Genomic DNA, 12,784 nt, shown 5'->3' with positions numbered 1-12,784 from the left:
CTAGGCTCAGTCCTCCAGGGGCCCGTCGTGGCCCTCGTCACCGAAGGCGCCGGCGTCGGCGCCCCCGAGGTCCCCGTACTCGTACCCGTCCCCGAAGTGGTCCCAGCCGCCCGTGCGGTCCCACGGCGCGCCGTCCACGGTCACCTGGGGCAGGGCGGACGGGCTGACCACCTCGCCGATGACCCGCCAGCGGGCGGGCAGCTTCACGTCCGGCGGGAAGGTCGCGACGATCGCGTGGTCCTCTCCCCCGGTGAGCACCCACTGCATCGGGTCCACGCCCACGGCCTGCCCGATGTCGGACATCTGCGTGGGGACGTCGATCGCGGCGGTGCGCAGGTCGATGCGGACCTTGCTGGCCTCGGCGATGTGCCCGAGGTCCGCGATCAGCCCGTCGCTGACGTCCGTCATGGACGTGGCGCCGAGCGAGGCGGCGGCGGGACCGGCGTGGTACGGCGGTTCGGGCCGGCGGTGCGCCTCGACGAAGGCGCGCGGGGAGCGGAAGCCCCGGGAGAGGACGGCCAGTCCGGCCGCGGACCAGCCCAGCCAGCCGGTGACGGCGACGACGTCGCCGGGCTGGGCGCCGGAGCGGGTGACCGGTTCGTGGTTGCGCAGGTCGCCGAGGGCCGTGATGGAGACGGTGATCGTCTCGCCGCGCACCACGTCCCCGCCGACCACCGCCGCCCCGGCCACCTGGCACTCGTCGCGGATGCCGTCCATCAGCTCCATGGGCCAGGTGGCGGGCAGTTCGGCCGGGACCACGAGGGCGAGGAGCACGGCGGTGGGCACGGCGCCCATCGCGGCGATGTCGGCCAGGTTCTGCGCGGCGGCCTTGCGCCCCACGTCGTAGGCGGTGGACCAGTCACGTCGGAAGTGCCGCCCCTCCAGGAGCACGTCCGTACTGGCCACGACCCTCCGGTCGGGCGCTGCGACCACCGCGGCGTCGTCGCCCGGTCCGAGCCGGACGGCCGGAGTGGTGGTGAGCCGGGACGTCAGCTCCCTGATGAGCCCGAACTCCCCCAACTCGCCGACGGTGCCTTTCACTGCGCTCCTCCTCGGAGTTCCGTTGCCCTGATTTCGGGATGCCGTTTTCGAAGACGCCCCGCAGTGAGGCGTCCCGCGCCGCGCAGGCCGCGCGGGTCTCCCCGTGCCGTGCGGCGGCGCGGTACGGTGGCGTCTCTTCTCCCCACATGATCCTCGTAGCCGCCCTGGAGGTTCCGTGGTACAGGCGTACATCCTGATCCAGACCGAGGTCGGCAAGGCGTCGACCGTGGCCGAAGTCATCTCGAAGATCAACGGCGTGATCAAGGCCGAGGATGTCACGGGTCCCTATGACGTGATCGTGCGCGCCCAGGCCGACACCGTGGACGAGCTCGGCCGGATGGTCGTGGCCAAGGTCCAGCAGGTCGACGGGATCACCCGCACGCTGACCTGCCCGGTGGTCCACCTCTGACCCCTCGTATGCTCGGCCGGTGAACCTTTCGCTCCACCGGCCGGCCGGCCGCCGGCTGACCGGCCTGCCCGCCGCCGCCCTGCTGTGCACGCTCGTCGCCTGCTCGGCGGCGGACCGGGCCGCGGGGCCGGCGGTGCCCACGCCCGCGCCGACGGGCCGGCAGGCCGAGCTCTGCCGGGCCCTGCACGGCCAACTGCCCGCCTCCGTGGGCGGCCTGAAGCGCCGCGCCACCGAGCCGGTCTCGGACTTCACCGCCGCCTGGGGCGACGATCCGTCGATCACCCTGCGCTGCGGGGTGCCGCGCCCGGCGATGTTCAACGACCCGGCGACGGACGCGGCGGTGATCGACGGCGTCCAATGGGCCCCCGAGCGGCTCGGGGACGGGGGCATCCGCCTCACCACCCCGCTGCGGCCGGTGTACATCGAGGTGACACTGCCGAAGGAGGTCGTCGGCGACGGCGGCGACATGAGCGCGCTCATCGATCTCGCCGCCGCCGTCAAGAGGACGGTGCCCTCCCAGGACCCGGACGACGCGCGCTCCTAGCGCAGCCCGGTCGGGCGGCGCAGCGCCGCCTGGATCAGCCGGTCCACCAGCTCCGGGTAAGTGACGCCGCTCTCCTGCCACATGCGCGGGTACATGGAGATCGGCGTGAAGCCGGGCATGGTGTTGATCTCGTTGATGACGAACTCGCCGTCCTCGCCGAGGAAGAAGTCGGCGCGGACCAGCCCCTCGCAGGAGGTGGCGTCGAAGGCGCGGACGGCCAGCTCCTGGACGCGGCGGGTCTGCTCCTCGGTGAGCGGCGCGGGCACGATGCCGGAGGCGGAGTCGATGTACTTGGCCTCGAAGTCGTAGAAGCTGTGCGCCTCCACCGGCGGGATCTCGGCCGGGACGCTGGCGCGCGGCCCGTCCTCGAACTCCAGCACCCCGCACTCGATCTCGCGGCCGCGCAGCAGCGCCTCCACGACGACCTTGGGGTCGTGGCGCCGGGCCTCCTCGATCGCGCCGTCCAGGCCGTCGGCGTCGTCGATCTTGGTGATGCCCATGGACGAGCCGGCGCGGGCGGGCTTCACGAAGAGCGGCCAGCCGTGCTGCTCGGCGAAGTCCACGATCTTGCGGCGCGCGGCGACCGGGTCGGCCTCCCACTCGCGCGGGCGGATCACCTCGTACGGGCCGACGGGCAGTCCGTAGGAGATGAAGATCCGCTTCATGTACTCCTTGTCCTGGCCGACGGCCGAGGCGAGGACGCCCGCGCCCACGTAGGGGATGCCGGCCAGTTCCAGCATGCCCTGGAGGGTGCCGTCCTCGCCGTACGGGCCGTGCAGCACCGGGAAGACGACGTCGACCTCGCCGAGCGCCTTGGGCACGGCGCCGGGCTCGGAGTAGACGACCTCGCGGCGGGCCGGGGCGACGGGCAGCAGGACCTCACCGTCGGCAGACTCCGCGAGCTGCTCGACGCTCGGCAGCGCGCGGTCGGCGATGGCCATCCGCTCGGGATCGTCGGCGGTCAGCGCCCAACGGCCGTCGGTGGTAATGCCGATCGGCAGCACGTCGTACTTGGTGCGGTCGATCGCGCGCAGCACGGCGCCCGCGGTGACCACCGAGATCGCGTGCTCGGAACTGCGGCCGCCGAAGACCACCGCGACGCGGGGCTTGCGGTCGGGGTTCTGGGTGGGGTTCTCGCTGCTCATATCGCGTTGAGAGTACCTTGTGCCACCCGCTGTCTCAGTGCCGCTCGGCCTTGGCGCTGCGCGACATCAGCTCCTTGAGGGCGACCATGGGCGGCTTGCCCTCGTGCACGATGCCCACGACGGTCTCGGTGATCGGCATGTCGACATGGTGCCTGCGCGCCAGATCCAGCACGGACTGGCAGGACTTGACGCCCTCGGCGGTCTGCTTGGTGACCGCGATGGTCTCCTCCAGGCTCATGCCGCGCCCGAGGTTGTGGCCGAAGGTGTTGTTGCGCGAGAGCGGCGAGGAACAGGTGGCGACGAGGTCGCCCATGCCCGCGAGTCCGGCGAAGGTGTGCGCGTCGGCGCCCATCGCCAGTCCCAGCCGGGTGGTCTCGGCCAGTCCGCGGGTGATGAGGGACGCCTTGGCGTTGTCGCCGAGCCCCATGCCGTCGGCGATGCCCACCGCGAGCGCGATGACGTTCTTGACGGCGCCGCCGAGTTCGCAGCCGACCACGTCGGTGTTGGTGTACGGGCGGAAGTACGCGGTGTGGCAGGCCCGCTGGAGGCGCTTGGCCGCCTCCTCGTCGCGGCAGGCGACGACGGCGGCGGCGGGCTGCCGCGCGGCGATCTCCTTGGCGAGGTTGGGTCCGGTGAGGACGGCGACGCGGTCCGCGGAGACCTTGGCGACCTCCTCGATCACCTCGCTCATCCGCTTGGCCGTGCCGAGTTCGACGCCCTTCATCAGGGAGACGAGCACGGTGTCGCCGGCCAGCAGGGGCGCCCACTCGGCGAGGTTGGCGCGCAGGGTCTGCGAGGGGATCGCGAGGACGGTGAAGTCGGCGCCGGCCGCGGCCTCGGCGGGATCCGTGGTGGCCCGTACGGCGGCGGGCAGTTCGACGCCGGGGAGGTAGTCGGGGTTGGTGCGGCCGGTGTTGACGGCGTCCACGACGGAGGCGCGGCGGCCCCACAGGGTCACCTCGCATCCGGCGTCCGCGAGGATCATCGCGAAGGCGGTGCCCCAGGAACCGGTGCCGAAGACGGCGCAGCGCGTCACTTGCTCTCCTCCTGGCTCCGGCGGCGCGCCGCCGCGCGGGCCTTCTTGAGGTTGTACGGCTCGGCGGGGGCCGGCTCGTCCCGGAGTTCGGCGAGGAGTTCGGTGATCGCGGCCATGATCTTCTCGGTGATCTCGCGCAGCACCTCGGCGGTCGGTTCCTTGCCGTGGTACGCGGAGAGGTCCACCGGCGGTCCGGCCAGCACCTTGAGCGTCTTGCGCGGGAAGAGCCGCAGCTTCTTCTCCTTGGCGTACGGCGGCATGGCCTCGTGGGCGCCCCACTGGGCCACCGGGATCACGGGTGCCCGGGTGAGCAGCGCGACGCGGGCGGCACCGGTCTTGCCCTCCATGGGCCACATGTCGGGGTCGCGGGTGAGGGTGCCCTCGGGGTAGAAGGCCACGCACTCGCCCTTGTTGATGGCCTCGACGGCGGCGCGGAAGGCGTTGGCGGCGTCGGTGCTCTCGCGGTAGACGGGGATCTGGCCGGTGCCGCGCAGCAGGGTGCCGACGAAGCCGTTGCGGAAGAGGCCGGCCTTGGCCAGGAAGCGGGGGACGCGCCCGGTGTTGTACTGGAAGTGGGCGTAGGAGAGCGGGTCCAGATAGGAGTTGTGGTTGACGGCGGTGATAAAGCCGCCGTCGGCCGGAATGTGCTCCATTCCGCGCCACTCCCGCTTGAACAGAACCACGAGCGGCGGTTTCGCCAACACCGCCGTAAAGCGGTACCAGAAGCCGATTCTGTGGCGGGACACCCGTACACCCTTCTCTTGGGACCTGGAAGCTTCCGCGGGTCCGCTGCGCACCCTGCGGCCGGACAAGTGTCGCCCCGGGTACCCGGTCTGTCGAGAACACCGTAACCCCGTGCCCGTCCCGGGGACGCGGCAGCCGGTGGCGACCGGGCGGCAGGCAACAATGAACGCCGTACGCGAGATCGGGAAGGAAGGGCTGCCGTGGTCTGGACCCTGGTGGTTCCGCTCAAGCCGCTGGCCCGGGCCAAGAGCCGCCTGGCGGACGCCGTCGGGGCCCTGCCCCGCTCGGCGCTGGCGCTGGCCTTCGCGCTGGACACGGTGGACGCGGCGCTGGCCTGCGCCGCGGTGGACGATGTGGTGGTTGTCACCGACGATCCGCTCGCGAGCGCGGAGCTGACCGCGCTCGGCGCCCGCGCGGTGCCCGAACCGCCCGGCGGACAGGGGCTGAACGCGGCGCTGGCGCACGGGGCGCGCGCGGTCCGCGCGCACCGCCCGCGGGCGGCCGTGGCGACGTTGAACGCCGACCTCCCGGCGCTGCGCGCCGCGGAACTCGGGCGGGTGCTCGATTCGGCCGCGGAATTCCCGCGGGCATTTCTCGCCGATGCGGCGGGAATCGGGACGACGCTGCTGGCGGCGGCTCCCGGAATACCTTTGGCGCCGGCGTTCGAGGGCCGCTCGCGCGCCCGGCACCGCGCCTCCGGTGCCCGCGAAATCGTGTTGTCCGGGGTGGATTCCGTGCGCCGGGACGTGGACACCGGCGTGGATTTGCGGGCCGCGCTGGCCCTGGGCGTGGGTCCCAGGACGGCCGCGGTCGCCGGGGTACGGCCGGAGGCGGGCGTTCCGCCCACGGCGCGGTGACGGACTAGGCTGCGCCCATGCAGGCCACCGCGTACACCTACGATCCCGAGTCCCGTTCCGGCAGCGTCCTCCTGGACGACGGCACCCCGGTGCCCTTCGACGCCGCCGCGTTCGACGCGGGCGGGCTGCGGCTGTTGCGGCCGGGGCAGCGGGTGCGGATCGAGTGCGAAGGGTCCCAGGACGCCCCTGAGGGCCTCCGTGTGACGTTGGTGACCCTCCAGACCTTCTGAGCGCCCAAGGGCGTTCACGGACCCCCTCGGGCCCTTGGGGGCCGTCACGCACCGCGGGCCGGGCTCCCCGGAGGGAGCCCGGCCCGGCGGTGACGCCGACCGCAGCCTTTACTTCTTCTTGGCCGTGGTCTTCTTGGCGGCGGTCTTGCGCGCGGTGGTCTTGCGCGCAGGAGCCTTGACCGCGGCGGCCTTCTTCGCCGGGGCGGTCTTCTTGGCCGTGGTCTTCTTCGCCGCGGCGGTGGTCTTCTTCGCCGTGGTCTTCTTGGCGGCCGCCTTGGCCGGTGCGGCCTTCTTCGCCGTGGTCTTCTTCGCCGCCGTGGTCTTCGCCGCGGTGGTCTTCTTCGCCGCGGTCGTCTTCTTGACGGCCGCCTTCTTGGCGGTGGCCTTCTTCGCGGTGGCCTTCTTGGCCGCGGCCTTGGTGGTGGCCTTGCCGCCCGTGAGGCTGCCCTTGGGCGCCTTCTTGACGGCGACCTCGCCGCCCTTCGGCAGCTTCTTCGAGCCGCTCACCAGGTCCTTGAAGCCCTGACCGGCGCGGAAGCGCGGCACCGCGGTCTTCTTGACCCGCACGCGCTCGCCCGTCTGCGGGTTGCGGGCGTAACGGGCCGGGCGCTCGACCTTCTCGAACGAACCGAAGCCGGTGACCGAGACCCGGTCGCCGGCCACAACCGCGCGCACAATGGCGTCGAGTACGGCATCGACAGCGTCAGCGGCCTGCTGACGGCCGCCCATCTTGTCGGCAATCGCTTCAACGAGCTGCGCCTTGTTCACGTCTTCCCCTTCGGAGACTTCGCTGGAATTTGTTCCAGCCTTTTTCGCACGTTAGGCAGATATATACCGCAAATCAAACACGAAACGGTCTAATCACCCTTGTGCCGCAACGAACCCGACCCATCACGGAGTTCCGTCGGTGCCGCGCTCTGAAGGGAAACGGCCCTCGTCGAGGTCCTTCATCAGCCGGTCCAGACGCATTGCCGCGCCTGAGAGATCGTGCTTCGCCGCAGCCGTGATGGCCAGCAGCTTCCGGGACAGCGCCATCCGTACGCCCTCCGGGACTTGCAGTGTGCGCACCCGGGAGTGCGCTTCCTTGAGTTGGTCCGCGACGAGCCGGTAGAGCTCGAGTTGGCTGTCGCGTTCCATGCACCGATTGTGCCATCTGAGGCGAGTTGTCGCCTCACAGGGCCTCAACAAAGCGATGCGCCCCCTGTCCGAAGACAGGGGGCGCATCATGCCAAACCTGGGGTGAGCAGCGGAAATCCGGGGTCCCCCGAGGGTCTCCGCGCTCCGCCGAACGGGCGTGAAAAAAAGCCTCAGAGCAGGGCCGTGGACGGCTTGTGGCCGGGCCTGCGGGCCTCGAAAGCGTCGATGTCGGCCTCGTGCCGGAGGGTCAGCCCGATGTCGTCGAGCCCCTCCAGCAACCGCCACCGGGCGTTCTCGTCAAGGTCGAATCCGGCCGTGATGCCCTCGGCCCGCACCTCGCGGGCGACGAGGTCCACGGTCACCTCCGCCTCGGGGTCGGCCTCGGTCAGCTCCCACAGCCGCTCCACGGTCTCCTGCGGGAGGACGACCGTCAGCAGCCCGTTCTTGAGCGAGTTGCCGCGGAAGATGTCGGCGAAGCGGGACGAGACGACGGCCCGGAAACCGTAGTTCTGCAGCGCCCAGACGGCGTGTTCGCGCGAGGAGCCGGTGCCGAAGTCGGGGCCGGCGACCAGGACCGAGGCACCCGCGCGCTCGGGGCGGTTGAGCACGAACTCCGGGTCCCTGCGCCACGCCTCGAAGAGCCCGTCCTCGAAACCGTCGCGGGTGACCTTCTTGAGCCAGTGCGCGGGGATGATCTGGTCGGTGTCGACGTTGCTGCGGCGCAGCGGGACGGCCCGGCCGGTGTGTGCGGTGAAGGCTTCCACCATGCTCTCCTGTTGCTCGTGCGGTGTGCTGCGGTCGGCGTGCTGCGCTAGGGTTCCGCGCGCTCAGGCCGCCGGCACGGGGGCGGTCGTCAGGTCGGCCGGCGAGGCGAGGTGGCCCAGCACCGCGGTGGCGGCGGCGACCTGGGGCGAGACCAGGTGGGTGCGGCCGCCCTTCCCCTGCCTGCCCTCGAAGTTGCGGTTGGAGGTCGACGCCGACCGCTCGCCGGGCGCCAGTTGGTCGGGGTTCATGCCCAGGCACATCGAGCAGCCCGCGTGCCGCCACTCGGCGCCGGCCGCGGTGAACACCTTGTCCAGCCCCTCCGCGACGGCCTGCAGCGACACCCGGACCGAGCCCGGGACGACCAGCATCCGGACGCCCTCGGCCACGGAGCGGCCGCCCAGGACGGCCGCGGCGGCCCGCAGGTCCTCGATCCGCCCGTTGGTGCACGAGCCCACGAAGACGGTGTCCACCCGGATGTCACGGAGCGCCTGACCCGGCGTCAAGTCCATGTATTCCAGGGCCTTTTCGGCGGCGAACCGCTCGGAGGGGTCCGCGTACGAGGCCGGGTCGGGAACGGCCGCCGAGAGCGGTGCGCCCTGCCCCGGGTTGGTGCCCCAGGTGACGAACGGCGCGAGCTCGGAGGCGTCGACGACCACCTCTCGGTCGAAGACCGCGTCGTCGTCGGTGCGCAGGGTGCGCCAGTAGGCGACCGCCTCGTCCCACGCGGCGCCCTTGGGCGCGTGCGGGCGGTCCTTGAGGTACGCGAAGGTGGTCTCGTCCGGGGCGATCATGCCGGCCCGGGCACCGGCCTCGATGGACATGTTGCAGACGGTCATCCGGGCCTCCATCGAGAGCTTCTCGATCGCGGGGCCGCGGTACTCGATGACGTGGCCCTGGCCGCCGCCGGTGCCGATCCTGGCGATCACGGCCAGGATCAGGTCCTTCGCCGTGACGCCGTCGGGGAGTTCGCCCTCTACGGTGACGGCCATCGTCCTGAACGGCGCCAGCGGCAGGGTCTGGGTGGCCAGTACGTGCTCGACCTGGCTGGTGCCGATGCCGAAGGCGAGCGCGCCGAACGCGCCGTGGGTGGAGGTGTGGCTGTCGCCGCAGACGACCGTGGTGCCGGGCTGGGTCAGTCCCAGTTGCGGTCCCACCACGTGGACAACGCCCTGCTCCACGTCGCCCAGCGGGTGCAGCCGTACGCCGAACTCGGCGCAGTTGCGGCGCAGGGTCTCCAGCTGGGTGCGCGAGACCGGGTCCGCGACGGGCTTGTCGATGTCGAGCGTGGGGGTGTTGTGGTCCTCGGTGGCGATGGTCAGGTCACGGCGGCGGACCGTGCGTCCGGCCTTGCGCAGCCCGTCGAACGCCTGCGGGCTGGTGACTTCGTGCAGCAGGTGCAGATCGATGAAGAGGAGGTCCGGCTCGCCCTCGGCGCGCGTGACGACGTGGTCGTCCCAGACCTTCTCCGCCAGTGTCCGTCCCATCGCTGTCCCTCCGGGTTGGGTGCTGTGGGTACAGGTTGGCGGCTTCCTCGGAAATATGAACTTGCGTTTCACAGAGTGAGACGCGAGTATCGTTGCATGGACAATTCTGGCGGCGCGGGCGGCGCCTCGAGCGGAGTGGGCGTACTCGACAAGGCGGCTCTGGTGCTCAGTGCGCTGGAGTCCGGTCCGGCGACGCTCGCCGGGCTGGTCACGGCCACCGGGCTGGCCCGCCCGACGGCCCACCGGCTGGCGGTGGCCCTGGAGCACCACCGCATGGTGGCGCGCGACATGCAGGGCCGCTTCATCCTCGGCCCCCGGCTCAGCGAACTGGCCGCGGCGGCGGGCGAGGACCGGCTCCTGGCCTCGGCCGGGCCGGTGCTCACGCACCTGCGCGACGTGACGGGCGAGAGCGCCCAGCTCTACCGCCGCCAGGGCGACATGCGGATCTGCGTGGCCGCCGCGGAACGGCTGTCCGGATTGCGGGACACGGTGCCCGTGGGATCCACACTGCCGATGAAGGCCGGCTCGGCCGCGCAGGTGCTCATGGCCTGGGAGGAGCCGGAGCGGCTGCACCGCGGGCTGCAGGGCGCGCGCTTCACGGCGACGGCGCTGTCCGGAGTGCGGCGTCGGGGGTGGGCGCAGTCGATCGGCGAGCGCGAGCCCGGCGTCGCGTCCGTGTCCGCGCCGGTGCGGGGCCCTTCGAATCGCGTGGTCGCGGCCGTCTCGGTCTCCGGACCGATCGAGCGCCTCACGCGGCATCCTGGGCGGATGCACGCTCAGGCGGTGCTGGACGCGGCGGTGCGTCTGACGGAGACGCTGCGGAGGAGTGCGTAGGTCCGCTGTCGCGGAGGGCGCCCCGGACCCTCACCCAGAGGGGGTGCCCCCAGTCCTCAAACGCCGGACGGGCTGAATTTCAGCCCGTCCGGCGTTTGAGGACTCCGCCCGAAGGGCGGACGGGGTCCGGGGGCTCCCCGGGAAACGGAGAAAGGGCGGGACCGGGGCACTCTCACCGCGCAGCGCCCAACCCCCGCACCCCATACACCGCCCCCAGCCCATACCCCGGCATCCCGCTGTACACCGACTCCGACGCCCCCGCCGGCACCTCGTACGTCTCGTGCCAGATCCCCACCCGGCCCGCCCCCTCCCGGGCCCGCCGGTTGAAGGCCGCCCACGCCGGGCGGTGCGCGCGCCCGCGGTCGTGGGCATAGGCGAGCAGCTTCTCGCGCGACTCCCAGTACTGGATGACCATGTACTCCCGGGGGCCGGACGTCAGCACCCGGTACCCCAGCATCCCGCTCTCCGGATCGCGCTCCAGTTCCTTGAGCATGCGCGGCATGGCCGTGAGCACGGGCAGCCAATGCCGCACCGACCGCCAGCGGTTGACCCGCATGCCGATCAGGAAGACGACCACGTCGCCGTCGACCGCCGCCGTGACCCGGCCCGGCGTCACCGTCCTGTTCATGGAACCCCCGGAAGGCATCATTGGATAGCGGCGCTATCCATGCTTGGATAGTGCCACTGCCCAAGGAGGTGCGCAAGCACGATGCGACTGGCCGAGCTCAGCGAACGCAGCGGGGTGTCCACCGCGACGATCAAGTACTACCTGCGGGAGGGACTGCTCCAGCCCGGGCACCGGGTCTCGGCGACCCAGGCCGACTACGGCGAGGAGCATCTGCGCCGGCTGCGCCTGGTGCGGGCCCTGATCCAGGTGGGCCGGATGTCCGTGGCCGCCGCCCGGGAGGTCGTCGCGGCGGCCGAGGACGAGTCGCTCGACCACCACATGCGGCTCGGCGCGGCCACCTGGGCGCTGCCGCACGAGCCGGCGGCGGACGGTGAGGACGACGCGTCCGCCGGGGCCGCACGGGCGTCCGTGGCGGCGCTGCTGAAGCGGCTGGGCTGGCAGCATCACGGCGGGCCCGCGTACGAGACGCTGGTGGCCTCCGTCGCCGCGCTGGACCGGCTCGGCTACCCCTGCGGCACGGCGCACCTGCTGCCGTACGGCCGGCTGGCGGCGGAGCTCGCCGTCAGCGACCTGGACCTGGTGACGGCGGAGCCGACGCCGTCGGGGCAGGTCGAGGCGGCCGTGGCGCTCACCGTGCTGTACGAGCCGGTGCTGCTGAGTCTGCGGAGGATGGCGCACGCGGAGGAGTCGGCACGGCGGTTCGCCCGCTAGGGCGCCCTCGCCGGCCCAGCACGAGCCCCGGCGTCCGGTCCCAGCCGATGAGCGTGATGACCTGGGCCAGATGCGGTGCCAGCCCGGCCAGTTCGACCGTGCGGTGGCGTGCCGCCCGTGCCCGCGCGAAGGTCATCAGCAGCCGCAGCCCGCCGAGGTCCAGGAACTCCACCCGGGACATCTCCAGCCGCACGTCCTCCCGGACGGCCGCCACGGATCGCAGGGCGTCCCTCAGCTGCCGGTGCGCGGCGGTGTCCACGACGCCCTCCAGACGCAGCCCCTGCGGGCGGTAGGTGCGGGCGACGAGGAGTTCGGCGGTCCGCACCAGCGGGTCGGCCTCGACACCGCGGGCGTGGACGGACTCGACGGCGTCCAGCGCGGCGGGATCGCAACGGCGGGCGTCGTACTGACAGACGGCCAGCGCCTGCCCGGAGCCGAACTCCTCGCCCAGCAGCGCCTCGTAGCGCAGCAGCCGGCGTACGTCGCACTCGTCACGGCCCTCGTCGCGCAGGGCCGCGCTCAGGTCGCCGGCGACCCGCAGGGCGCGGAAGCCCTCCGCGCGCGAGCGGGCCGCGGCCCGGCGCAGGTGGCCGAGCAGTGCGTCGGGCTCCAACTCGCCCTCGCCGGTGAGGAATTCACGGAGAGGGACGACGTCGACCCGGCCCTCCGGCCGGCCGGCCTGGTCGAGCAGGGCAGCGGCGTCGCGCGGTTCGCGGGGGCCGGCCAGGTAGAGGATCTTGTCCTGGGCGTCCAGGCCGTCGCGCACGAGGTCGCGCAGGACCGCGGTCCGCTCCTCGTCCGAGGCGTAGAGCAGGCAGACATGGTCACCGGGCCGGAGGTCACCGGCAGGGACCCGGCGGAGCGCGCCACGGGGATGGACCATGCCGGGAATTATGGTCGCGGGCCCCGGCCCCGGAAAGGGCGCGCACGGAAAACGCGAAGATGCCCCCCGCGAAACGCGAGGGGCATCTTCTTACTTGTACCCCCGACCGGATTCGAACCGGCGCTACCGCCTTGAGAGGGCGGCGTGCTAGGCCGCTACACAACGGGGGCAAGTCTGTTTGTAAACCAGAAGGTTTACAGCTGGGCTACCAGGACTCGAACCTAGACTAAATGAACCAGAATCACTCGTGCTGCCAATTACACCATAGCCCATGGTGTTACCAGTACCCCCGACCGGATTCGAACCGGCGCTACCGCCTTGAGAGGGCGGCGTGCT

At 72.0% G+C, this 12,784-nt stretch carries 16 protein-coding genes and 2 tRNA genes; 6 read left to right on the top strand and 12 right to left on the bottom strand.

The genetic code is table 11. The features are described 5' to 3' along the window. Nucleotides 1-6 precede the first annotated feature (6 nt). The gene (locus tag I5Q34_RS06590; RefSeq protein ID WP_277965633.1) at nucleotides 7-1,041 is read right to left on the bottom strand and encodes a thiamine-phosphate kinase; all 1,035 of its coding nucleotides are present in this window, start codon (nucleotides 1,039-1,041) and stop codon (nucleotides 7-9) included. Between the two features lie 175 nt (nucleotides 1,042-1,216). Between I5Q34_RS06590 and I5Q34_RS06585 the strand changes: the two genes are divergently transcribed. Beyond that, the gene (locus I5Q34_RS06585; RefSeq protein WP_199891195.1) at nucleotides 1,217-1,450 is read left to right on the top strand and encodes an Lrp/AsnC ligand binding domain-containing protein; all 234 of its coding nucleotides are present in this window, start codon (nucleotides 1,217-1,219) and stop codon (nucleotides 1,448-1,450) included. A gap of 19 nt (nucleotides 1,451-1,469) precedes the next feature. Continuing rightward, entirely contained in the window at nucleotides 1,470-1,994 is a 525-nt protein-coding gene (locus I5Q34_RS06580; RefSeq protein WP_277965634.1) for a DUF3515 domain-containing protein, read from the top strand. Here the strand turns inward: I5Q34_RS06580 and I5Q34_RS06575 are convergent. Genes I5Q34_RS06575 through I5Q34_RS06565 form a run of 3 tightly spaced genes read right to left on the bottom strand, consistent with a single transcriptional unit; the run spans nucleotide 1,991 to nucleotide 4,921 of the window. Then, nucleotides 1,991-3,139, bottom strand: a complete 1,149-nt coding sequence (locus I5Q34_RS06575; protein WP_199891194.1) for a D-alanine--D-alanine ligase family protein — start codon at nucleotides 3,137-3,139, stop codon at nucleotides 1,991-1,993. The genes I5Q34_RS06580 and I5Q34_RS06575 overlap by 4 nt on opposite strands. Nucleotides 3,140-3,173: 34 nt before the next feature. Then, nucleotides 3,174-4,175: an NAD(P)H-dependent glycerol-3-phosphate dehydrogenase gene (locus I5Q34_RS06570; RefSeq protein WP_199891193.1), complete on the bottom strand. Its 1,002-nt coding sequence runs from the start codon at nucleotides 4,173-4,175 to the stop codon at nucleotides 3,174-3,176. Continuing rightward, nucleotides 4,172-4,921 (bottom strand): 1-acyl-sn-glycerol-3-phosphate acyltransferase, encoded by a 750-nt coding sequence (locus tag I5Q34_RS06565; RefSeq protein WP_199891192.1) that lies wholly within the window; start codon nucleotides 4,919-4,921, stop codon nucleotides 4,172-4,174. The genes I5Q34_RS06570 and I5Q34_RS06565 overlap by 4 nt, the downstream gene beginning before the upstream one ends. A gap of 198 nt (nucleotides 4,922-5,119) precedes the next feature. On the opposite strand from I5Q34_RS06565, the gene cofC reads away from it, so the two are divergent. Both cofC and I5Q34_RS06555 read left to right on the top strand, forming a co-directional pair. Beyond that, complete coding sequence (gene cofC / locus I5Q34_RS06560; protein WP_199891191.1) at nucleotides 5,120-5,776, top strand: 2-phospho-L-lactate guanylyltransferase; 657 nt, start codon at nucleotides 5,120-5,122, stop codon at nucleotides 5,774-5,776. Between the two features lie 17 nt (nucleotides 5,777-5,793). Further along, nucleotides 5,794-6,006: a hypothetical protein gene (locus I5Q34_RS06555; protein WP_199891190.1), complete on the top strand. Its 213-nt coding sequence runs from the start codon at nucleotides 5,794-5,796 to the stop codon at nucleotides 6,004-6,006. Between the two features lie 108 nt (nucleotides 6,007-6,114). On the opposite strand, the gene I5Q34_RS06550 is transcribed toward I5Q34_RS06555, so the two are convergent. The 4 genes from I5Q34_RS06550 to leuC all read right to left on the bottom strand — a co-directional run bounded on the left by I5Q34_RS06550 (nucleotide 6,115) and on the right by leuC (nucleotide 9,392). Beyond that, nucleotides 6,115-6,774 (bottom strand): HU family DNA-binding protein, encoded by a 660-nt coding sequence (locus I5Q34_RS06550; RefSeq protein WP_199891189.1) that lies wholly within the window; start codon nucleotides 6,772-6,774, stop codon nucleotides 6,115-6,117. A gap of 123 nt (nucleotides 6,775-6,897) precedes the next feature. Further along, nucleotides 6,898-7,143, bottom strand: a complete 246-nt coding sequence (locus I5Q34_RS06545; protein WP_199891188.1) for a hypothetical protein — start codon at nucleotides 7,141-7,143, stop codon at nucleotides 6,898-6,900. Between the two features lie 170 nt (nucleotides 7,144-7,313). After that, nucleotides 7,314-7,907 carry a 3-isopropylmalate dehydratase small subunit gene (gene leuD, locus I5Q34_RS06540; RefSeq protein ID WP_199891337.1) on the bottom strand — a complete coding sequence of 198 codons (594 nt, stop codon included), beginning with the start codon at nucleotides 7,905-7,907 and terminating at the stop codon, nucleotides 7,314-7,316. 63 nt (nucleotides 7,908-7,970) lie between these two features. Further along, nucleotides 7,971-9,392 (bottom strand): 3-isopropylmalate dehydratase large subunit, encoded by a 1,422-nt coding sequence (gene leuC / locus I5Q34_RS06535; RefSeq protein ID WP_199891187.1) that lies wholly within the window; start codon nucleotides 9,390-9,392, stop codon nucleotides 7,971-7,973. 96 nt (nucleotides 9,393-9,488) lie between these two features. On the opposite strand from leuC, the gene ndgR reads away from it, so the two are divergent. After that, on the top strand, nucleotides 9,489-10,226 hold the full coding sequence (gene ndgR, locus I5Q34_RS06530) for an IclR family transcriptional regulator NdgR (RefSeq protein WP_199891186.1): 738 nt from the start codon (nucleotides 9,489-9,491) through the stop codon (nucleotides 10,224-10,226). Between the two features lie 172 nt (nucleotides 10,227-10,398). Here the strand turns inward: ndgR and I5Q34_RS06525 are convergent, their stop codons facing one another. After that, the gene (locus tag I5Q34_RS06525) at nucleotides 10,399-10,854 is read right to left on the bottom strand and encodes a DUF4188 domain-containing protein (protein WP_199891185.1); all 456 of its coding nucleotides are present in this window, start codon (nucleotides 10,852-10,854) and stop codon (nucleotides 10,399-10,401) included. Nucleotides 10,855-10,935: 81 nt separating this feature from the next. Here I5Q34_RS06525 and I5Q34_RS06520 point away from each other — a divergent pair, with 81 nt between their 5' ends. Next, nucleotides 10,936-11,565: a MerR family transcriptional regulator gene (locus I5Q34_RS06520; RefSeq protein WP_199891184.1), complete on the top strand. Its 630-nt coding sequence runs from the start codon at nucleotides 10,936-10,938 to the stop codon at nucleotides 11,563-11,565. Here I5Q34_RS06520 and I5Q34_RS06515 read toward each other — a convergent pair. From I5Q34_RS06515 to I5Q34_RS06505, 3 genes are all read right to left on the bottom strand, one after another. Then, nucleotides 11,483-12,448 (bottom strand): MEDS domain-containing protein, encoded by a 966-nt coding sequence (locus I5Q34_RS06515; RefSeq protein ID WP_199891183.1) that lies wholly within the window; start codon nucleotides 12,446-12,448, stop codon nucleotides 11,483-11,485. The two genes, I5Q34_RS06520 and I5Q34_RS06515, sit on opposite strands and share 83 nt — an antisense overlap. Before the next feature lie 97 nt (nucleotides 12,449-12,545). Further along, nucleotides 12,546-12,618 (bottom strand) — tRNA-Glu (locus I5Q34_RS06510). A gap of 30 nt (nucleotides 12,619-12,648) precedes the next feature. Beyond that, a tRNA-Gln gene (locus tag I5Q34_RS06505) sits at nucleotides 12,649-12,720 on the bottom strand. Nucleotides 12,721-12,784 lie beyond the last annotated feature (64 nt).

It is taken from the genome of Streptomyces sp. AV19 (assembly GCF_015999245.1).
GTDB lineage: Bacteria > Actinomycetota > Actinomycetes > Streptomycetales > Streptomycetaceae > Streptomyces.
The sequence above is the reverse complement of the archived record's forward strand: the minus strand, read 5'-3'. Positions and strand labels throughout refer to the sequence as shown.